The sequence below is a fragment of the Sphingomonas sp. BL-S-29 genome, assembly GCF_055521495.1.
The window spans coordinates 1,164,397-1,184,702 of the sequence record NZ_CM145482.1; the positions used below are offsets into that span (position 1 = coordinate 1,164,397).

Annotated in this window: 15 protein-coding genes and 1 pseudogene; 6 read left to right on the top strand and 10 right to left on the bottom strand. The window is 65.0% G+C overall.

Annotated features, from left to right (window positions below):
• Positions 1 to 3 precede the first annotated feature (3 nt).
• A complete protein-coding gene (locus tag ACZ1I2_RS05600) occupies positions 4 to 2,100 on the bottom strand; it encodes a response regulator (protein WP_465174842.1) in 2,097 nt (698 codons plus the stop codon).
• Between the two features lie 4 nt (positions 2,101 to 2,104).
• Positions 2,105 to 7,492, bottom strand: coding sequence for a HAMP domain-containing protein (locus ACZ1I2_RS05605; protein ID WP_465170665.1), 5,388 nt, complete (start codon positions 7,490 to 7,492; stop codon positions 2,105 to 2,107).
• Between the two features lie 306 nt (positions 7,493 to 7,798).
• Here ACZ1I2_RS05605 and ACZ1I2_RS05610 point away from each other — a divergent pair, with 306 nt between their 5' ends.
• Positions 7,799 to 8,911 (top strand): acyltransferase family protein, encoded by a 1,113-nt coding sequence (locus ACZ1I2_RS05610; RefSeq protein WP_465181597.1) that lies wholly within the window; start codon positions 7,799 to 7,801, stop codon positions 8,909 to 8,911.
• A gap of 32 nt (positions 8,912 to 8,943) precedes the next feature.
• Here ACZ1I2_RS05610 and ACZ1I2_RS05615 read toward each other — a convergent pair whose 3' ends face one another.
• From ACZ1I2_RS05615 to ACZ1I2_RS05625, 3 genes are all read right to left on the bottom strand, one after another.
• Complete coding sequence (locus tag ACZ1I2_RS05615) at positions 8,944 to 9,435, bottom strand: JAB domain-containing protein (protein ID WP_465174840.1); 492 nt, start codon at positions 9,433 to 9,435, stop codon at positions 8,944 to 8,946.
• Positions 9,436 to 9,503: 68 nt separating this feature from the next.
• On the bottom strand, positions 9,504 to 9,959 hold the full coding sequence (locus ACZ1I2_RS05620; RefSeq protein ID WP_465174839.1) for a hypothetical protein: 456 nt from the start codon (positions 9,957 to 9,959) through the stop codon (positions 9,504 to 9,506).
• 149 nt (positions 9,960 to 10,108) lie between these two features.
• The gene (locus ACZ1I2_RS05625) at positions 10,109 to 10,579 is read right to left on the bottom strand and encodes a response regulator transcription factor (protein ID WP_465181598.1); all 471 of its coding nucleotides are present in this window, start codon (positions 10,577 to 10,579) and stop codon (positions 10,109 to 10,111) included.
• A 267-nt stretch (positions 10,580 to 10,846) separates the two neighbouring features.
• Here ACZ1I2_RS05625 and ACZ1I2_RS05630 point away from each other — a divergent pair, with 267 nt between their 5' ends.
• The 3 genes from ACZ1I2_RS05630 (at position 10,847) to ACZ1I2_RS05640 (ending at position 13,850) form a co-directional block, all read left to right on the top strand.
• Positions 10,847 to 11,995, top strand: a complete 1,149-nt coding sequence (locus tag ACZ1I2_RS05630; protein ID WP_465174837.1) for an aldose epimerase family protein — start codon at positions 10,847 to 10,849, stop codon at positions 11,993 to 11,995.
• A gap of 48 nt (positions 11,996 to 12,043) precedes the next feature.
• Positions 12,044 to 12,916 carry an NAD(P)-dependent oxidoreductase gene (locus ACZ1I2_RS05635; protein WP_465174836.1) on the top strand — a complete coding sequence of 291 codons (873 nt, stop codon included), beginning with the start codon at positions 12,044 to 12,046 and terminating at the stop codon, positions 12,914 to 12,916.
• Between the two features lie 76 nt (positions 12,917 to 12,992).
• Positions 12,993 to 13,850, top strand: a complete 858-nt coding sequence (locus tag ACZ1I2_RS05640) for a pirin family protein (RefSeq protein WP_465174835.1) — start codon at positions 12,993 to 12,995, stop codon at positions 13,848 to 13,850.
• A 3-nt stretch (positions 13,851 to 13,853) separates the two neighbouring features.
• Here ACZ1I2_RS05640 and ACZ1I2_RS05645 read toward each other — a convergent pair whose 3' ends face one another.
• Positions 13,854 to 14,849, bottom strand: a complete 996-nt coding sequence (locus ACZ1I2_RS05645; RefSeq protein ID WP_465174834.1) for a UbiA family prenyltransferase — start codon at positions 14,847 to 14,849, stop codon at positions 13,854 to 13,856.
• A 137-nt stretch (positions 14,850 to 14,986) separates the two neighbouring features.
• On the opposite strand from ACZ1I2_RS05645, the gene ACZ1I2_RS05650 reads away from it, so the two are divergent.
• Positions 14,987 to 16,210, top strand: coding sequence for a glycosyltransferase family 4 protein (locus ACZ1I2_RS05650; RefSeq protein WP_465174833.1), 1,224 nt, complete (start codon positions 14,987 to 14,989; stop codon positions 16,208 to 16,210).
• 4 nt (positions 16,211 to 16,214) lie between these two features.
• On the opposite strand, the gene ACZ1I2_RS05655 is transcribed toward ACZ1I2_RS05650, so the two are convergent.
• A complete protein-coding gene (locus ACZ1I2_RS05655) occupies positions 16,215 to 17,108 on the bottom strand; it encodes a sulfotransferase (RefSeq protein ID WP_465170655.1) in 894 nt (297 codons plus the stop codon).
• Positions 17,105 to 18,160 carry a prenyltransferase/squalene oxidase repeat-containing protein gene (locus ACZ1I2_RS05660; RefSeq protein ID WP_465174832.1) on the bottom strand — a complete coding sequence of 352 codons (1,056 nt, stop codon included), beginning with the start codon at positions 18,158 to 18,160 and terminating at the stop codon, positions 17,105 to 17,107. Before ACZ1I2_RS05660 ends, ACZ1I2_RS05655 begins: the two co-directional genes overlap by 4 nt.
• 126 nt (positions 18,161 to 18,286) lie before the next feature.
• On the opposite strand from ACZ1I2_RS05660, the gene ACZ1I2_RS05665 reads away from it, so the two are divergent.
• On the top strand, positions 18,287 to 19,012 hold the full coding sequence (locus ACZ1I2_RS05665) for a class I SAM-dependent methyltransferase (protein WP_465174831.1): 726 nt from the start codon (positions 18,287 to 18,289) through the stop codon (positions 19,010 to 19,012).
• On the opposite strand, the gene ACZ1I2_RS05670 is transcribed toward ACZ1I2_RS05665, so the two are convergent.
• Both ACZ1I2_RS05670 and ACZ1I2_RS05675 read right to left on the bottom strand, forming a co-directional pair.
• Positions 19,009 to 19,203, bottom strand: a complete 195-nt coding sequence (locus tag ACZ1I2_RS05670) for a Trm112 family protein (protein WP_465174830.1) — start codon at positions 19,201 to 19,203, stop codon at positions 19,009 to 19,011. The two genes, ACZ1I2_RS05665 and ACZ1I2_RS05670, sit on opposite strands and share 4 nt — an antisense overlap.
• A pseudogene (locus tag ACZ1I2_RS05675) lies at positions 19,200 to 20,261 on the bottom strand (ABC transporter ATP-binding protein); the annotation flags it as partial. The pseudogene ACZ1I2_RS05675 and the gene ACZ1I2_RS05670, both read right to left, overlap by 4 nt.
• Positions 20,262 to 20,306: the final 45 nt, after the last annotated feature.

A 20,306-nucleotide genomic window follows, 5' to 3' on the forward strand; every position in this document is an offset into this window, starting at 1 on the left:
GCTTTACGCGGGTCGAAGCGCGGCCGTCTCCATTGCCCGGCGGATCGCGTCCTTCATCTGGGCGGGTGAGAAGGGCTTGTTAACCGCGACGACATGCTCCGCCGTCAGGTCGAGCGCGCTGTTGTCGGCATAGCCGGTGATGATGATCGCGGGCAGCCCTGGCCGGATCTGGCGGGCGCGGCGCACCACCTCGGCACCGGAGACGTGCGGCATGGCATAGTCGCTGATGATCAGGTCCACCTTGGCCGGATCGCGATCCAGCAGGTCGAGCACCGCGGGGCCGTCCGCCGCGGCGACGGGTGCATGGCCAAGGTCCTCCAGCAATGCCGCGGTGGTGGCGCGCACGCCCTCATGATCGTCGACCAGCAGGATGTTGAGGCTGGTGCCTTCCGCGAGGGCCTGGACAGGTTCGGCCGGTATCGGCCTGGGGGCGCAGTCCGCCGCGCGGGGCAGCCACAGGGCGACGCTCGTGCCCTCGCCCTCGCTGCTGTCGATCCGCACCGTCCCCCCCGACTGGTTGGCGAAGCCATAGACCATGCTGAGGCCGAGGCCCGTACCCTTGCCGACATCCTTGGTGGTGAAAAACGGCTCCATCACGCGTTCGAGCATGTCGGGCGCGATGCCGAAGCCGGTGTCCGCGACGGTCAGCACGACATAATCGCCCGGCGGCAGATCGAGATCGTCGCGCGCGCCGGCCTCCGCCCCGACCATGGCGTTGCGCGCGGAGATATGGATCGTCCCGCCGTCCGGCATGGCGTCGCGCGCGTTGATCGCGAGGTTCATGATCGCGAGCTCGAGCTGCGCTTCGTCGGCATAGGGGTGGGCGACGCCGGGCTCCAGATCCCAGGCGATCTCCACCAGCCCGCCAAGCGTATGCGACAACAGGTTGCTGACCGAATCCGACAGGCTGGTCAGGTCGATCGCCGCCGGCTCAAGCTTCTGCTTGCGCGCAAAGGCGAGCAGGCGGGAGACCAGTTCGCTGCCCTGGCCGGCCGCATGCTGCGTCATTGCAAGGATCTTGCGATGCTCGTCGGCCAGCGGCACGCGGCGCTCGATCATGCCCAGGCCGCCGATCACCGCGGCGAGCAGGTTGTTGAAGTCGTGCGCGATGCCGCCGGTCAGCTTGCCGATCGCGTCCATCTTGCGGACATGCAGCAGCTGCGTCTCCAGGTCCTTGCGATCGGTCACGTCGAGCAAGGTGCCGGCATATTCCATCGGCTCGCCGTCCGCATCGCGCATCAGCACGGCCTGATCAAGCACGTGGCGATAACGTCCATCGGCATGCTGCCAGCGATATTCCATCGCCAGCGGCGCGCCGTGCCCGCGACCCTTTAGCGTTTCTTCGACGCGCTGCCGGTCCTCGGGATGGATCCGGTCGTGCCACAGCGTCGGCGTGCGCCGAATCTCGTCCAGGCTGAAGCCCGTCATCGCGGTGAAATCGCCGGAGATCAGCTTCGGCCGTCGCGGAAAAGTACCTTCGGTCTCGAGGTACAGCAGGATCGGCAGCGACTGGATGATCGCGCCCTGGCGCTGTTCGGCGAGGCGGAGCGCGCGTTCGGCGCGCAGGCGCTGGTCGTTCGCCTTCAGCGTGGCATCGAGCAGTTTCTGCTCGGCCTGCGCCTTGCGGCGTATCTCAAGCGTCATCTGGAACAGATCGACGAACACCGCGACCTTGGAACGCAGCACGATCGGTTCGACCGGCTTGAACACATAATCGACCGCGCCCATCGAATAGCCGCGGATCAGATGTTCCGTCTCCTTGTTGACGGCGGAGAGGAAGATGATCGGGATGCGCTTGGTCTGTTCGCGGCCGCGGACCATCTGCGCGACCTCATATCCGTCCATGCCCGGCATATAGACGTCGAGCAGGATCACCGCGAAATCGCCGCGCAGCAATTCGCGCAGTGCCTCGGGGCCCGATTTCGCGACGACCACGTCCCCCACATCCTCCAGCACGGTCCGGATCGCGAGCAGATTATGTTCGTCGTCGTCGACCACCAGGATGCGCGCACGCGGAGCCGGCTCGGCGACGACCGTGAGCAGCGGTGCCGCCTCGGCCAGCGTCACAGGCTGAACCGCGAAAGGATGCTTGCGCCCCACCCGGTCACTCCGCCGCCGTCACGGCACGCAGCGGCGCGGCGGGCACACGATCGCGCGATCGCGCCACCCAGACGCGGAGCAGGGCGAGCAGCAGCTCGATGTCGACTGGCTTGGCGATGTAATCGGAGGCGCCGGCGTCGAGGCATTTCTGGCGGTCGCCCTTCATCGCTTTGGCCGTCACCGCGATCAGCGGGATATCGGCAAGCTCGGGAAGAGCCCGAATGCGCTGCATCGTTTCGTACCCGTCCATTTCGGGCATCATGATGTCGATCAGCGCCAGGTCGATGCCCGGTGTCTGTTCCAAGATCAGGATACCGTCCTTGCCACCCTCGGCGTGCACGACCTCGACGTCGTAGCTCTCCAATACGCTCGTGAGGGAGTAGATGTTCCGGATATCGTCGTCGACGATCAGCATCTTCGATCCGGCGAGTTCCGGCACCTCAGGCAGGCCGGCGGCGGGTTCGGCACCATCGATAATCGTCACTTTGGGCGTTGCCGGGTGCGTCCGCGCGACGCGGGCCAGCTCGCGGAACACCGCGGACAGCGTTTCGGGCGCGGCCGGCTTCTCGGTCACGCCGAACGCCCCCATGTCCATCGCCATGGCGAGCTTGTCGGCGCCGGAGATGACATGGATCGGCAGGTGCATGGTCTTGGGGTCGTGCCGCAGCAGGTCGAGCAGGACGAAACCGTCGATATCCGACAGGCCGAGATCGAGCGTGATCGCATTAGGCTGCAGCTTGCGCGCCAGCGCCAGTGTGCCGGCGCCAGCGGTCGACACGACACCCTTCAGCCCGGTCTCGCGCGCGATGTCGAGCAGGATCGAGGCGAAGGTCGGATCGTCCTCGACGATCAGCACGAACGGAGAATCGCCTAGGGAATCCCGATCGTCGGTCACGTCGATCGGCGCGGGCAGGGCGTTGGGCACGATCGCGCCGCTATTGTCGTAGCGCGCGGTGGTGGTCGCGACCGGGCCGGCACCCGCGTCGACCGCCTGAAGCGGCACGAACAGGGTGAAGGTCGATCCCTCGCCCGGCGTCGATCGCACTTTCAGTTCGCCGCCGAGCAGGCGGGCGATCTCACGGCTGATCGAAAGGCCGAGGCCGGTGCCGCCATATTTGCGGCTGGTCGTGCCGTCGGCCTGCTGGAAAGCCTCGAAGATCAGCTTCTGCTTGTCCTGCGGGATGCCGATGCCGGTATCGGTCACCGCGATCTCGATCGCATGATCGGCATTGCGCAGCACCGGATGATTGCTGCTCCACCCCGCCCGGGCATTGCCGACCGACAGGGTGACCGATCCTTGCGCGGTGAACTTGAACGCATTGGACAGCAAGTTGAGCACGACCTGTTGCAGGCGCTTCTCGTCGGTGCGGATCGTGGCGGGCAGATCGCCGTCGAACTCGACCTTGAAGTCCAGATTCTTGTCCGCCGCCAGCTGACGGAAGGTCCGCTCCATATGCTGTTTCAGCGCGTTCATCGGCATGTCGCCGATCTCGATCGAGACGGTCCCGGATTCGATCTTCGATAGATCGAGGATGTCGTTGATCAGGTTGAGCAGATCGGACCCGGCCGAGTTGATCGTGCGGGCGAATTCGGTCTGTTTCTCGTTGAGATTGCCCTGCGGATTGTCCGCCAGCAGCTTCGACAGGATCAGCAGCGAATTGAGCGGCGTGCGCAGCTCGTGCGACATGTTGGCGAGGAATTCGGACTTGTATTTGGAGGTGAGGGCGAGCTGCTCGGCCTTTTCCTCCACCGCGCGCCGCGCCATCTCGATTTCGAGATTCTTCGCCTCGACCTGCTTCTTCTCATTCTCGAGCAGCTGCGCTTTCTCCTGCAGCTCCTCGTTGGTGGCGTGCAGCTCTTCCTGCTTGGTGGTCAGCTCGGTCTGGCGCGCCTGAAGCTCCTGGGTGAGCAGCTGCGACTGTTTCAGCAGGCCCTCGGTGCGCATCGTCGCGGCGATGGTGTTGAGCACGATGCCGACCGATTCCATCAACTGGTCGAGGAAGGTCTGGTGCGTCTCGTTGAACTCGCTGAACGAGGCGAGCTCGATAACCGCCTTCACTTCGTCTTCGAACAAGGCGGGCAGGATGTTGACGTTGGTCGGCGCGGCATGGCCGAGGCCCGAGCCGATCCGGATGAAGTCGGCCGGCATGTTCTGCAGCAGGATCGGGCGCTTGTCTGCCGCGGCCTGGCCGACCAGCCCTTCGCGGAGCCTGAACTCGGATTTAAGCGCGCTGCGATTCTCCGCGCCATAGCTCGCGGCGAGCTCCAGCACGGTTTCGTCATTGTCGCGGTTGGTGACGTAGAACACGCCATATTGCGCGTTCACCAGCGGCGCGAGCTCGGTCATGATCAGATTGGAAACGGTGGTCAGATCCCGCTCGCCCTGCAGCATGCGCGAGAAACGGGCGAGGTTGGTCTTCAGCCAATCCTGCTCCGCATTCTTCAGCGTCTGCTCCTTCAGGTTGCGGATCATCTCGTTGATGTTGTCCTTGAGCGAGGCCATTTCGCCCGAGGCCTCCACCGCGATCGATCGAGTAAGGTCGCCCTTGGTCACCGCGGTCGCCACATCGGCGATCGATCGCACCTGGTTGGTCAGGTTGGCGGCGAGCTGGTTAACGTTGTCGGTCAGGTCGCGCCACAGGCCGGCGGCGCCCGGCACGCGTGCCTGGCCGCCCAGCCGGCCCTCGATGCCGACTTCGCGCGCCATGTTGGTCACCTGGTCGCCAAAGGTCGACAGCGTCTCGATCATGCCGTTGATCGTGTCGGCCAGCGCCGCGATCTCGCCCTTGGCGTCCACCGCCAGCTTGCGCTTGAGGTTGCCCTGCGCCACCGCAGTCACCACGTCGGCGATGCCGCGCACCTGGTTGGTCAGGTTGGTCGCCATCAGATTGACGTTGTCGGTAAGATCCTTCCACGTGCCGCCCACGCCCGGCACCTGCGCCTGGCCGCCGAGCTTGCCTTCGGTACCCACTTCGCGCGCCACGCGCGTCACTTCCGAGGCGAAGCCGTTCAGCTGATCGACCATCACGTTGATGGTGTTCTTCAGCTCGAGGATCTCGCCCTTCACGTCCACCGTGATCTTCTTCGACAGATCGCCCTTCGCCACGGCGGTGGTCACCTCGGCGATGTTGCGAACCTGGCCGGTTAGATTATCGGCCATCAAATTCACGTTATCGGTGAGATCCTTCCAGGTGCCGGCGACGCCGCGCACCTGCGCCTGACCGCCCAATTTGCCTTCGGTACCCACCTCACGCGCCACGCGCGTCACCTCGGAGGCAAAGCTGTTGAGCTGGTCCACCATGGTGTTGATGGTGTCCTTCAGCTCGAAGATCTCGCCCTTCACGTCGACGGTGATCTTCTTGGAAAGGTCGCCCAGCGCCACCGCGGTGGTCACTTCGGCGATGTTGCGGACCTGGCCGGTCAGGTTCGCGGCCATGGCGTTCACATTCTCGGTCAGGTCCTTCCAGGTGCCGCCGACGCCCTCGACCTGCGCCTGTCCGCCCAGCCGGCCCTCGGTGCCGACCTCGCGCGCCACGCGGGTCACTTCCGATGCGAAGGAGTTCAACTGATCGACCATCACGTTGATGGTGTCCTTCAGCTCCAGGATTTCGCCCTTCACGTCGACGGTGATCTTCTTGGAGAGATCGCCGCGTGCCACGGCGGTGGTCACTTCGGCGATGTTGCGGACCTGGCCGGTCAGGTTGCCGGCCATCAAATTGACGTTGTCGGTCAGATCCTTCCAGGTGCCGGCCACGCCTTCCACCTGCGCCTGGCCGCCGAGCTTGCCTTCCGAGCCCACTTCACGCGCCACGCGGGTCACTTCGGAGGCGAAGCCGTTCAACTGATCGACCATCACGTTGATGGTGTTCTTCAGCTCGAGGATCTCGCCCTTCACGTCGACGGTGATCTTCTTGGAGAGATCGCCGCGCGCCACGGCGGTGGTCACCTCCGCGATGTTGCGCACCTGGCCGGTCAGGTTCGCCGCCATCAGGTTCACATTGTCGGTCAGATCGGCCCAGGTGCCGGCGACGCCCGGCACCTGCGCCTGCCCGCCCAGCTTGCCCTCGGTGCCGACCTCGCGCGCCACGCGCGTCACTTCGGAGGCGAAGCCATTGAGCTGGTCCACCATGGTGTTGATGGTGTTCTTCAGCTCGAGGATCTCGCCTTTCACGTCGACGGTGATCTTCTTGGACAGGTCGCCCAGCGCCACGGCGGTGGTCACTTCGGCGATGTTACGCACCTGGCCGGTGAGATTGTCGGCCATCAGATTGACGTTGTCGGTGAGGTCCTTCCACGTACCGCCCACGCCCGGCACTTGCGCCTGCCCGCCCAGCTTGCCTTCGGTACCCACCTCGCGTGCCACGCGCGTCACTTCGGAGGCGAAGCCGTTGAGCTGATCGACCATCACGTTGATGGTGTTCTTCAGTTCGAGGATCTCGCCCTTCACGTCGACGGTGATCTTCTTCGACAGATCGCCCGATGCCACGGCGGTGGTCACTTCGGCGATGTTGCGCACCTGGCCGGTGAGATTGTCCGCCATCAGGTTGACGTTGTCGGTGAGGTCCTTCCACGTGCCGGCAACGCCTTCCACGCGCGCCTGACCGCCCAATTTGCCCTCGGTGCCGACCTCGCGCGCCACGCGCGTCACTTCCGATGCGAAGCTGTTGAGCTGGTCCACCATGGTGTTGATGGTGTTCTTCAGCTCCAGGATTTCGCCCTTCACCTCCACCGTGATCTTCTTGGACAGATCGCCCGATGCCACGGCGGTGGTCACCTCGGCGATGTTGCGCACCTGGCCGGTCAGGTTGGTCGCCATCGCGTTGACGTTGTCGGTCAGGTCCTTCCAGGTACCGGCGACGCCGCGCACGGTCGCCTGACCGCCCAGCTTGCCTTCGGTGCCCACTTCGCGCGCCACGCGCGTCACTTCCGACGCGAAGGAAGCGAGCTGCTCGACCATGGTGTTCACCACCTTGCCGATGCGCAGGAATTCGCCGCGCAAGGGGCGACCGTCGATCTCGACCGTCATGGATTGCGACAGGTCGCCCTTCGCCACCGCGCCGATCACGCGCGCGACTTCGGCGGTCGGCTGGACCATGTCCTCGATCAGCTCGTTGACGGAACGGATCGCGCTTTCCCATCCGCCGGTCGCGGCTTTCACGCGGCCGCGCTGGGTGATCTTGCCTTCCTTGCCGACGACGCGCGACAGGCGCTCGAATTCCTCGGTCATCTGCTGGTTCAGCCCGACGACCTCGTTGAATAAGGTGGCGAGCTCTGCGTCGGGGCCCTGCAGATCCTCCGACAGGCGCGTCGTAAAATCACCCCGGCGCAAGGCGCGCAGGGCGGACACGATCTGGCGGCGGTCAAGCGACTCGCGGGGGGTTTCGATGTTCAAGATCAGCTCCCTGGCACTCTCCCCCCGAAGGTCCTTGTCCAGCCCCCCGGCCTCGCGGTGCGCAGCATACTGCAACCTTCTCCAACGGCTACTGAATTTTTCGAGAGAGCGGGGGCTGGATCGGGCGCGACAAAAACACAGGAACGCGGGCCGCCGTAACGGACGTCCGATTCCTGATCCAGATTAGCGCATTGGCCGGATCGTCCGACCGGGCAGCACGGTGCCGCGATATCGCACGAGGCGCGCCGGCGGGCTCCAACGTAATTCCGTTTGCGGACAGGAGCGATGGTCTGTTAGCCGTTCACAATGCGCGACGCGATAGGCGACCTGTTTTCCACGCCTCGCAATACGAGGGACCATTTTCACACGGTGGACCTGTTGCGCGGGATAGCGGCGCTGGCGGTCGTGCTGTTCCATTATCTGAACTTTTTCATTCCCCCGGCGCAGCAACAGCCAGTCGGGAATTTTCTCGATCTGGAGCCGCTTCGCGACGTTTTTTGGCCCGCCTATCATTATGGCCTCTGGGCGGTGCAGCTCTTCTGGCTCATCTCCGGCTTCGTCTTCGCCGCTGTCTATGTGGACACTGCCGTATCGGCGCGGACGTTCGCCATTGCCCGCATAGCGCGGCTCTATCCGTTGCATCTGCTGACCTTGTTCGTCGTCGCCGGGCTCCAGTTCTGGCGGCTGTGGTGGTTGGGGAATTTTCAGATATTCCAGTTCAACGATCTGTATCACTTCATCCTGAATCTGTTTTTCGCGTCGAGCTGGGGATTTGAGCGCGGCCTGTCGTTCAACGGCCCGATCTGGTCCGTATCGGTGGAAGTGGCGATTTATGCCGTGTTCTGGTTGACGCTGAAACCGCTTTACCGCTTCGGTGTGCTGGGACCGCTGGCGCTTGCCTGCCTGTTCACGACGGGATCGATATTCGATCTGCCCGGGACCGTCTTCTGGCAGTGCGGATTCTATTTCTTCACTGGTTCCGCGATCTACGTCGCTTTCTCGTTTCTGCGGCGCAGTCCCTGGCTATTTTTCGTCGCCGGCCTGGCGTCGCTCGCGGCGGCTATCCTGGCTGCCTTGCATGTTTCGTTCGAACATCTGATGCCGGTCATCATTCCGGGGCTGTTTCTGCTCGCCTGCGGGGTTGAGGCCGCGGGTTGGGGCCGCTCCTCCCGCTGGACGGAACTGATCGCCAACAATACCTATGGTGTCTATTTGTGGCATATCCCCGTCCAGCTCGGGTTGATGCTGATACTGGATGGCGTGGTCGGCGATCGAGCGGCCGTCTCAACCGGATGGTTCCTGCTATTATATCTCGGTCTGGTGATCGTCATCGCGCGGCTATCGTATCTGAACATCGAGCGCCCCGCCGGCCAGGCCATCCGGAGATTGTCCGCGAGGCGCCCGGGCGCGCCCGCATAAGTGCTTTCGGACAGGGCGCTAACGCGCGCGGCCTAGATCAATCCGAGGGCTCGCATGCTGGCATGCCCGCCAGTCGACATGATCAGATGATCATGCACCGCGATCCCCAGCGGCTGGCCTGCGCGGGCGATGCGCCGGGTGAGATCCACGTCGGCGCGGCTCGGCGTCGGATCGCCGCTGGGATGATTATGGACCAGGATGATCGAGGTCGCGTGAAGTTCCACCGCGCGGCGGATCACCTCGCGCACGTGGATCGTCGCCTCGTCGATCGTTCCGCGCGATATCACGTCGTCGAGGATCAGCCGGCCCCGCCCATCGAGATGCAAGGCACGAGCGATCTCGACGGCGCTGAAAGCGTGCGCCAGCCGCAAATAGTCGAGCAGCGCCGGCCAGTTATCCAGCACCGGCCCACGCGAGAAGCGCAAGGTCGCGATATGCGTCAGGGCGTCATCGAGTCCGCCGATCAGCGCTTCCAGATCATGCCGGCCATCCAGCACGCGCAGCCGTGCATGGCCGCTCGCCATGAGCACGCCAGGCAGCGAGCCGAACTCCTGTATCAGCCTCGCGGACAGGCCAGCCGCGTCAGCGCCCGCTATGGAGTGAAGGAATCCCGCCAGGATGTGTCGGCACCGTAGATCCGAAGACGCTTCTGGTGCCGCCACGCGCCGATCGCCACCAGCAGCAGCATCGGATAGGCCTCGAACGAGATCAGGAACTGATATCCCCGGGGCAATGCGCTGTGGTCGATCGCCCGGATCAGATGCGCGATGACGGCGAGAAGCTGCAAACCGGTGAGCCAGAGCGGCCAGAACCGCGTCGAGACGAGCGCCAGCACGAGCAGGCCGACCAGCAGCAACAGATCGATCGCGAAGACCCAGACCTGCACCTTGAGAAATGATCCCGAAAAGGGTTGCGCCTGCGTGGCGAAGCTGGCGACCGAGGCCACCAGCATCATGGCCGCCGCGGCGCGCTCCGGCGCGCCGCCCCGGGCCAGCGCGTAGGCGCAGCAAAGGACGAGAATCATCTCGTACAGGATGACGCGCAGCATCTCGCGAGCGGAGCATTCAACCGGGCCCCGCGTCAACCGCGATCAGGCGGCCGAGCCTGTCGACGGCGTCGCGCGCCGCGGAAACATGGTCGTCGAGCATGCGTGCCCCCGCAGCGCCGGCGCGGCGCGCGGGCGCTGTCAAAATACCGTCAGTAAGTGCCGTTCAGGATCGCGCCGACGAACCGTCCGGCCCCATTGATCACCCCGAACCCGAGAAACAACATGGCCATCACGGACGCCGCGATCGCGAACGGCCATGCCAGGCGCTGGATCGTGCTCAGATCATTGCGTTGCCCTTCCCGCGTAGGGATGGGCCAGCGCGCTTCCGGTCCGGTCGGCGTCAACCGCTCGCCCGGTCGGGGCCAGCTGTCGCGAACCGAAGCGGACGGCTGAACCGGGCCCTCCTCGTCCGGGAACGGGATTGCACGGGAATCGATGGGATCGGGGAGGTGGGATGGACCATAATGTGGTTCGACCGACCCCCCCCAGCCCTCGCGCGTGGCGACCATCAGGAGGGCGGCGCGAGTCGAGGCGACACCCAGCTTTTCGCGCGCGCCGCGCAGATGCCCTTCCACCGCGCGCTGGGAAATGCCGAGCTCGAACGCGATCTCCTTGTCCATCTTCCGATCCCATTTGCCGCGAAGACATTGCAGCTGGCGAGCGGTCAGGCCGTCAAGTCGAGTCGATCCCATTTGGAGCAATCTACTTCATGCCAAGCGCTTGGAAAGCATGCACACGTCCGAAATTATCGCTCCGGGAATCGTCGCAATTCGGTGCTCCAGGCGCCGCAATCGGCACTCGGCCGACAGAACGTCATGGCATCTCCTGCCAAATCCTATAGGATCGCAACAAGAAAACCGCCATGGTCGCGCAGGAGAGAGCCGATAATGTCCCGAACCCTGACCATGGCCCTCGCGCTTTTCGCGCTCGCTTTCGCCGCCAGCCCCTGTACCGCCGCGGAGGTCGAGCGTCGCAGCTTCGGCACGTTGCAGGACGGCACGGCGATCGAGGCGATCTCCCTGACCAACAGGCACGGGGTGAAGGCGACCGTGCTGACCTGGGGGGCGACGCTCCAGTCCCTGCTCGCGCCCGACCGCAAGGGACGGCTAGCCGATGTGGTGCTCGGCTATACCGACATGGCTTCCTATGAACGCAATAATTCCTTTTTCGGGGTGACGGTCGGACGCGTCGCGAACCGCATCGCCAAGGGTAGTTTCGTGCTCGATGGCCGCACCTATACGCTGCCCAGCGTCAACGGACGCGTCGCGAACCTCCATGGCGGGACGCGCGGCTTCGACAAGATTGTCTGGCAGGTGGAATCGGTGAAGAACGGCCCCACCGCGAGCGTGACCTTCAAGCATGTCAGCCCCGACGGAGACCAGGGTTTTCCCGGCACGCTTACCGTCCACGCGACCTTCTCGCTCGATGAACGCGACCAGTTGCAGATCGAATATCGTGCGACGACCGACAAGCCGACGATCGTCTCGATGACCAACCACAGCTATTTCACCATGGCAGGCGAGGATGTCGGGCGCGGATCGGACAACCAGCTGACGCTATTCGCGGATGGCTATACCCCAGTCGACAAGGACCTGATCCCGACGGGCCAGATCGTGCCGGTCGCCGGCACGCCGTTCGATTTCCGCACGCCTCGGGCGGTCGACGCCCGGGTGCGTGACGTCCGCGATCCGCAGATCCTGATCGGCCACGGATACGACCATAATTTCGTGCTGCGCGATGGGCATGGCGCGGTGCGGCCCGCGGCGCGGCTCAGCGATCCCGTGTCAGGGCGGGTGCTCGAGCTCTCGACCAACCAGCCGGGGTTGCAGGTCTATAGCGGCAACGGGCTGAACGGCGCGCAGATCGGCAAGGCCGGCCGGGCCTATCGCCAGGGCGACGGCGTCGCGCTCGAGGCGGAGAATTTTCCCGATGCGATCAATCATCCCGCCTTCCCTTCGGCGCGGCTCGATCCGGGCAGCGAATATCGCAACGTCATTGTCCTGAAGCTGTCGATCGAGTCCTCGGGCAAACGCTGAGCGTCGCCCAAGCGCGGCTTTTCCAACGCAAGAACCAAGAGGTATTTCATGGACGTCGGTTTCATCGGACTGGGCCTGATGGGCAGCGAGATTGCTGCCAACCTGATCAAGGCGGGTCACAAGGTCACCGTGTGGAACCGCAGCGCCGACAAGGCCGCGCCGCTGGTCGCGGCGGGCGCGACCTTGGCCGCGACGCCGGCCGAGGCAGCGCTAAGCCCGGTGGTGATGAGCATGCTCGCCGACGACAGGGCGCTCGAGGCGGTGGCGTTCGGCGAGGGCGGCCTATTGTCCTCCGGCACCCCGACCATTCATGTCTCGATGAGCACGATCAGCGTCGCCATCGCTGACCGCCTGGCCGAGGCCCATGCGAAAGCCGGCCAGACCTATATCTCCGCGCCCGTGTTCGGCCGTCCGCTCGCCGCCGCCGCGCGGAAGCTGTTCGTCGTCGCCGCCGGTCCGGCCGATGCCGTTGCCACCTGCCAGCCGCTGTTCGACGCGGTCGGCCAGCGCAGCTTCAACTTGGGCGAGACGCCGCACAAGGCGAACATCGTCAAGCTCAGCGGCAATTTCCTGATCATGACGGTGATCGAATCGCTGTCCGAGGCGATGACGCTCGCGGGCCGCTACGGCGTCGACAAGGGGACGCTGCTCGACACGCTGACGGGATCGGTGTTCGGCAGCATCATCTATGACGTCTATGGCAAGGTGTTGGTCGAAGAGAATTACGAGCCCGCCGGCTTCACCCTGCCGCTCGGTTTCAAGGACATGAACCTGGTCGCCGAAGCTGCCGTCGCGGCGGGCGTGCCGATGCCGATGCTGTCCCTCGGCCGCGACCGGCTGATCGCGACGATGGCGCGGGAGCGGCCGGAGCTGGACTGGGCGTCGATGGCGAAGACGGTCGAAGCCAATGCCGGGCTGTGAGCAGCGCATTCCCCCGCGCTTGCAACGCGGCGTCACCGGGCCGAGAACATAAGCCAGGCAAGGTGGAACGACCGACATGACTGAGCGCACCCTCAAGCGCGTCCACGCAGCGGTGCGCGACGATATCCGCGATCTGGTGACCCGGCGTCCATTGCCCGGGCCTGGTCTCGACCAGCTCGATCCCTTCCTGTTCCTCAACCATCACGGGCCGCAGACCTATGCGCCCGGCAATCACGGCCTGCCCTTCGGCCCGCATCCGCATCGCGGATTCGAGACAGTGACCTTCATCCTCGAGGGCAGCCTGGCCCATTCGGATAGCGGCGGGCATGAAAGCATCATTCATGCGGGTGGCGTACAATGGATGACGGCCGGGTCGGGGCTGATCCATGCCGAATTGTCGCCCGACGCGTTCAAGCGCGACGGCGGGCCGATGGAGATCCTCCAGCTCTGGCTCAACCTGCCCGGCCGGCTGAAGATGACCGCGCCGCGCTATACCGGCCTGCAGCGGGACGCGATCCCGTCGACCGATCTCGACGGCGCGACCTTGAACCTCATCTCCGGAAAGATCGCCGGGCTGACCGGCCCGATCGCCTCGCTGACCGGGGTATTCATGGCGACCGCCTCGATTCCTGCCGGCGGACGGATCGCGCTTCCCGCGCCGAAGGGCCGACAGGTCTTCCTCTATATCGTACGTGGCAAGGTCCGGCTCGCTGGCGCCGAGATCGATCGCTGGCATCTCGCAGAACTCGACGACGATGGCGATACCGTGGCGATCGAGGCGATGGATGACAGCCTGATCCTCTTCGGCCATGCCGACCCGATCGGCGAACCGGTCGTCGCGCATGGCCCGTTCGTGATGAACACGCAGCAGGAAATCATCGACGCCGTGCGCGACTATCAGGCGGGCCGGTTCAACGTGGTCGCGGCGGGCTGACGCTTAATGATGGACGCGACGCGGTAGCAGCTTCCAGGCGTCGCTGAACACCTGGCTCAGCCGACCGGGGAACAGGATGCAGTGCACTGCGAGCAAGATCCAGTCGACCGGATGCGCCAGCGCCGAGGCGACCAGTAGCGAGATCGGCAGGAACACCTCATAATAGCCGTTGAGCAGGATCAGCTGGCGCGGGCGCGGCTGGACGATCGCTGCGTGCATCTCGAACCGTTCGAGCTTGAAGATCGCCAGAAAGGCGTAGAGCACCAGGGCGACGAACGGGATACGATCGTCGAGCAGCCAGAGCATCGCAACCAGCGCCGCGCATTCCAGCGGAAACATCACGCATGATCCGATCGCCCGCGCCCAGCGCCCCCCATGTCGCTGAACGAAGGTGCGGACATTGGCGGTACGGTCGGCCTCTTCATCGCTCAACTGGTGCCACAGGATGCCGCGTACCCCGAACGCGCCGGCCCATAGCGCGATCAGCCCGACCCAGACGGCATCCGGCGCGACGTTCGCCGCGTGAAAGGCGAGCAACGCCGCGACCAGCGCCGGGAAGAGATGCGCGCCGCTCGCATCCGCCATCACGCCGAACAACCCGCGCGCCTTCAGCCGCAATGGCGGCAGCGAATAGGCGCTGAAGGCGAGCCAGGCCCCGCCATAAGTAGTCAGCAGCAGCGGATCGTCGCGCCAGCGCCATGCCATGGCGAGGCCGATGAGCACGGGCACGGCGATGAGCAGGGCGATGACGATGGCCGATCGTCCTTCCGTCCGGTTCGGCTTACCCGCCCGCCTGTCTTCATCGCGGTCGGTAAGATCGTTGATAACGCTGACATAGACGGCGCCCGGCGCGATCGCGGCCAGCAACGCGATCGCGATTGGCCACGCGGCGGCAATCGACGCATGGCGATAGGTGAGCGTCGCATAGAAGACGCCGAGGATCGGAAGCAGCTTATATTCCCACCACTCGGTAGCCCGGATGATTTCCCCGATCCGCACCTGATTTCCACCCCCTGGCTCGCGCGATCATCGCCGATAAATCGCCCCGGCATAACCGCCTTGTTGGTAATTTGGTGAGATTTTCCGTTGACGGAATAAAGCCGCGGCGTGGTAGCGACACTCGATAAGGGGATGCGATGTTGAACAGTGCCGGTCTGCGCCATATCGCTTTTGTCAGCTGCAATGAGACCCATTGGGGCGGCAGCGAGGAGCTGTGGGGCGCAACCGCTGCGGAACTGGCGCGCCGGGGCCACCGCATATCGGTGGCGAAGCCCAACCTTCCCAAGGGCGAGCCGGCGATCAGGCGGCTGCACGAGGCGAAGTGCAAGTTGTACGATCTGGCCAAGTTTCCGCTGTTGCCCAAGAAATTTTACGGCATCTTCTCGCTGATCAGCCGCGCCGCCGGGCTGAGCTGGCAACTGACGCGCCTCGACATCGCGCTGCGCTTTTCTCGCCCCGACCTGGTAGTCCTGTCGCAGGGCGGCAATTGGGACGGTTTCCTCTATGCCGGGGTGCTGCGGCGGCTGGGCATCCCCTATGCGCTGATCTGCCAGAAGGCGACTGAGCTCTATTGGCCATCCGACTGGATGCGCGCGCGGTGCAAGGCGATGTATGCCGAGGCGGCGGCAGCATATTTCGTGTCGCGCCACAACCACCGGCTCACCGAAGAACAGATGGGCATGGCGATCCCCAACGCCGAGGTGGTGCGCAATCCATTCCTCACATCCTGGGATGCGCCGCTCCCATGGCCCGATGAGAGCAACGGGCTGAAGCTTGCCTGTGTCGGTCGCTTCTTCCCGATGGAGAAGGGGCAGGACATGCTGCTCCGCGTGATGGCACTGCCGAAATGGCGCGCACGCGACGTCAGCGTGACCTTTTTTGGCGAAGGCGACCGCATTGGGGGACTGAAGGAAATGGCCGCCTTTCATGGGCTGGACAAAGTCTTCTTTCCCGGCTTCGTTCGCAATGTTCAGGGCGGGATCTGGGCCCGGCATCACGCGCTGGTCCTGCCGACGCGCGCGGAAGGCCTGCCCCTGGTCGTGGTCGAGACGATGCTGGCCGGCCGTGTGACGATCACCACCGATGTGGCGGGCAGCGCGGAGGTCTGCACCGACGGCGAGACCGGCTTTCTCGCGACCGCGCCGACCGAGGCGGCGATCGACGAGGCGATGGAGCGCGCCTGGGCGGCGCGGGCGGACTGGCCGGCGATCGGCGCCGCGGCGGCCGCCAGCATCCGCACTCAGGTGCCGCCGAGCCCGGCGAGCGCCTTTGCCGATATCGTGCAGCGCCTGATCGACGGACGCACCACGCCGGCAGAGATTACGACGCCTGTCGAGGAATTCGCCAAGGCGGCCGAATAGGCGCTTATGCCCGCGTGCCGGGCTGGGAGAACAGATAGTCGCGGGCAAAGGGCGCATAGACCGCGTCTGCCGCGAGCCCGTCCGACAGACCTCGCGCCTGTTCGAGCAGTTCGTCCGTAACGATCGTGCCGTCGACGGGCCTCGCCGGCCGCAGCCGGTCGAGCAGCGCGATCAGCGGGGCCAGCCGGTTCTCGAAAACCAGGCCTAGATACAGGCGCGAGACGGCCCGGCGAAAGGGCAGGCGCCGGACCAGCCGGGCGAAGCGGGGATACCAGCGCAACTCGACCGGCGAGAGCGAGCGATTGACCACTGTATCCTCGAAATCGAACGGTGCGACATCGAGCCTGCGTTCCATCTCGGCGCGGAACGCCACGGGATCGCGCGCCAGCAATTCATAAGGCAGCACGATCACCCGGTCGCCGAACCGGGCGCGGTACATCGCGATCATCTCGTCATAGCGCCAGGGGTTCTCGCCGCCCTGCCATATCTGGGTCTCGAGGTCGTCGGCGCCGCCCACCCGGACATATTGCGAATAGGAAGACAGGATCATCGAACGGAATCCACGCGTGACGATCAGCACATGGGCGTCCGGGAAGGTTTCAGCGAGCAGGGTGCACGCCCGGGATTGCCGTTCGCCCAACGTGCCATCGCCTAGATTCGATAAATCGATACTGCGCGTCCCGGCATCAGGAAACGGCGACGTAAACGACTCCTGGCTGGTCACACGCCATCGATGGCCCGGCCTGGCCAGGGCTGCTTCCGCAACCATCGCATAGACGTTCCGGAAACCCCCGATGCCGCCTTGGACATAGGCGATCTGCGGATGCGCCGCGAACCAGCGCTGGAGAAAGGTCGAGCCGGTCTTGGGATAGCCGATATGGATCAGATGGCGGGTCATGCCGCCGCCTCCGGCAGCGAACGGGCGAGCGCCTCGATGGAGAAGCCGGTGGTCAATTCCTCCGATCCCCAATGCGGCGTATCCGGGTGGGCTGGCGCAAGGCTGCCGTCGCGGCGGCGTTCCCGCCCGCCGAAATAGACCGGCGCGCGAGGCCAGCTTCCGTCCGGCGACTGGGCTGCGATCAGCGCGCTGATCAGGCTCTCTCGCGGTGTTGCCCCGCAATAGCGCTGCGCCGCGATGGACAGAGCCAGCTCCAGTGCGTTGGCCGGCGCCGCAGCATCGAGCTTGGCGAGAAGCAGATCCCGCCCCTCCGCCGACCGGCTCCCGAGCGCGCGGGCGAAGAAATACCAGAGCACGAACAGGTTCTCATACCATTTGTCGGCATCGGCCTCCCCATCGCGACGAAGAATGTCGACCAGCCGCGCGACCACGCGCTCATGTCCTGGGAAATCGCCGAGATAATGAAGGCAATTGGCGTTCACGCCCGCGTCGACATCGCCCGGCGCGGCCGAGGTTTTTTTGAAGAAGAACCAGAGCGTCGCCAGATGGCGAAGCTGGGGCAAGGTCACCCGCATATGCGCAAGGCCGGTCCACCGGGCGCGCGGCATGATCCAGGTCAGGAACATGCCCTGCGTGTCGCGGTTCGCCAACAGCAGCATGGGGTCGGCGACTTCCGTCGATCCCGCTGCGGCAAGCACCGCCGACACGCAGCTGGTGTCGTCCATGTCGGGTGGCAATTGCCGAAAAAAAGGATGGCCGGTCGTCCAGTGCCGCCACAGGCCGTGGCGGTCACGCTGAGTAAGCAGGAACGCCAGCGCGCGCTGTTTCATCGCCGCCGCTTCGGGTGCGAACGAAAGGGCGTGCGCGACGAGCGCGGTCGGAAAGATCGACGGGTCGGGTTCGCAGTCACCGGCCATGTCCCGGCGCAACGACGTGACGACACGGAACTCGCCGCTCGGCAATTGCGCACGGTCGAGAAAGGCCAGGGCCTTGTCCAGTGCCTCCCGCGCCGCCGTCGTCAAAGGGTCCGACCCGTTCCGGACGCTTGCCACGATCGTCATTCCCCCACGCGCCGGGCCACACATCCGTGCGCTGTCGCTGTCACGCGGTGTTTAGCCACTCGTCCGTTGCCTGTCGACGGCTGGACCGCCGAGGCCCGAGAGGCTAGCGCTGCCGTCATGGATGCGGAATCGTTCGGCACTCGCTATGACGCTCTCCTCCAGGCGCCGCGCATGCGCGCGCTGTACGGCGACAGCGGCTATTTCAACATCGGCTATTGGGAAGCGGGTGCGACCGACCTGGTGACAGCCTGTGATCGCCTCATCGACGAGCTCGCATCGACCGTCCCCGACGACGCGTCCTTCATCCTCGATATCGGCTGCGGCATTGGCGGCGGCACACGGCGGCTGACCGACCGCTTTCCCGACGCGCTCGTGCTCGGCGCGAATATCTCGCGCTGGCAGCTTGCCCAGGCCAAGCAGCGCGGGGTAACCGTAGCCGTGATGGATGCCGTCCATCTCCCGATCGCCTCCGGCTCGACTGATGCAGTGATTGCGGCCGAATCCGCGCAATGCTTCGACACCCGCACCGACTTCTTTGCGGAGGCGTATCGCGTATTGCGGCCGGGCGGCACGCTTGCCGTGGCAGACATGTTGTTCCGCGATACCGGCCCAACCGGAAGCTGGATGATCCCGCTCGCCAACAATGTCGAATCGCTCGACCAATATGCTGCACTGATCACGGATGCGGGCTTCGAACTGGGTTCGCTGCGCGATACTGCCGTCACTTGCTGGAAGCCGTTTTGCGCGGCGATGCGCGGCGTCTTTCCGGGCCACGAATCCCGCGTTGACGAGATCGAAGCCTCGCTTGCTTTCTACGCGATCGCCTTCGCCACCAAACCCTAGATTTTGCGCGCCGCCTCGATCAGCAGGACGGGGATGCCGTCGCGGATCGGATAGGCAAGGCCCGCCTCGTCCGAGATCAATTCGCTCGCGAGTACATCAAGGCGAAGCGGCGTGCGCGTCGCCGGGCAGACCAGCCTCACGAGCAACGCCTCGTCGAAATCATGCTGCATTCCGGGCCTTTCCTCGGTCATTCGCCGTCAGCTCCTGCCCCATGCGGCTCATCCCATTCGCTGTCCAGCCGCACCAGCTGATGCGCCCAGATCAGCATGTTCGAGACCGGGTCGGGATCAGTAGAGACATCGACATGGCATTCCCGGCTGCGCGCGCTTTCGACGGCCAGCGGATACATGGTCGCGGCATCGAGGATCGTCGCGCGGACGATGTAGCGACCGGCAAGAAGCGGGAATTTCGGCAATGTGCAGCGCAGGATGCCGCGACCGGCATCGAGGCGGCGCGCCACCGGGTCCACCGTCCCGCCGATACAGGTCCAACGGTCCTCGGACCAGATGCTGAAGGCCCAGATCACCTCGGTCGGCTGGTCGGCCTCATAACGTATCGCCACCTCGACCGGCCGGCCGGTGCGTACCTCATCGCCATCGAGCGACCGCATGCTCAGCCCGCCCATGCGCACTGGCCCGGCCGCCACGAAATCCTCGAGCTGGTTCGCGTCGGCCAGCGGCCGCTGCTCGAGCATCCGGCTGACCGTATGGGCGACATCGCCTTCATAGGCGACGCGCCCACGCTCGATCAGGATCGCACGGTCGCACACCGTCTGGACCTGCTGGACATTGTGCGAGACCAGCAGCAGCGATCCGCCCCGATGGACGAACTGCCGCATGTGGCGGATGCATTTGTGCTGAAAGGACAGGTCGCCGACCGCCAGCGCTTCGTCCACCAGCAACAGGTCCGGTCCGAGATGCGCCGCGAGCGAATAGGCGAGGCGCGCCTTCATGCCCGAGCTGTAGGACATCAGCGGCGTGTTGATAAACTCCGCGAGCTCGGCGAAATTGATCACCGTCTCAAGCAGGTGCGCGGTCGCGTCCGGATCGAAACCGTGCAGCGCCGCGCCGACTTCTATATTCTCGCGGCCGGTGAGCAGCGGGTTGAAGCCAGTGCCCAGCTCGATGATCGCCTCGGACCGTCCGGCGATGCGCACCTGCCCCGCATCCGGCTTCAACAGACCATAGAGCACCCGCAACAACGTGCTCTTGCCCGCGCCGTTGCGGCCGATCACGGCCAGCGCCTCGCCGCGCTTCACCTCGAACGAGATATCCTCCAGCGCCCAGAACTCGCC

Excerpts from the sequence above, each read along its gene's own strand:
- ACZ1I2_RS05610 (WP_465181597.1), top strand. The coding sequence starts at position 7,799 with ATGCGCGACGCGATAGGCGACCTGTTTTCCACGCCTCGCAATACGAGG.
- ACZ1I2_RS05615 (WP_465174840.1), bottom strand. The coding sequence starts at position 9,435 with ATGGCGAGCGGCCATGCACGGCTGCGCGTGCTGGATGGCCGGCATGAT.
- ACZ1I2_RS05620 (WP_465174839.1), bottom strand. The coding sequence starts at position 9,959 with ATGCTGCGCGTCATCCTGTACGAGATGATTCTCGTCCTTTGCTGCGCC.
- ACZ1I2_RS05625 (WP_465181598.1), bottom strand. The coding sequence starts at position 10,579 with ATGGACAAGGAGATCGCGTTCGAGCTCGGCATTTCCCAGCGCGCGGTG.
- ACZ1I2_RS05630 (WP_465174837.1), top strand. The coding sequence starts at position 10,847 with ATGTCCCGAACCCTGACCATGGCCCTCGCGCTTTTCGCGCTCGCTTTC.
- ACZ1I2_RS05635 (WP_465174836.1), top strand. The coding sequence starts at position 12,044 with ATGGACGTCGGTTTCATCGGACTGGGCCTGATGGGCAGCGAGATTGCT.
- ACZ1I2_RS05640 (WP_465174835.1), top strand. The coding sequence starts at position 12,993 with ATGACTGAGCGCACCCTCAAGCGCGTCCACGCAGCGGTGCGCGACGAT.
- ACZ1I2_RS05650 (WP_465174833.1), top strand. The coding sequence starts at position 14,987 with ATGTTGAACAGTGCCGGTCTGCGCCATATCGCTTTTGTCAGCTGCAAT.
- ACZ1I2_RS05655 (WP_465170655.1), bottom strand. The coding sequence starts at position 17,108 with ATGACCCGCCATCTGATCCATATCGGCTATCCCAAGACCGGCTCGACC.
- ACZ1I2_RS05665 (WP_465174831.1), top strand. The coding sequence starts at position 18,287 with ATGGATGCGGAATCGTTCGGCACTCGCTATGACGCTCTCCTCCAGGCG.
- ACZ1I2_RS05670 (WP_465174830.1), bottom strand. The coding sequence starts at position 19,203 with ATGACCGAGGAAAGGCCCGGAATGCAGCATGATTTCGACGAGGCGTTG.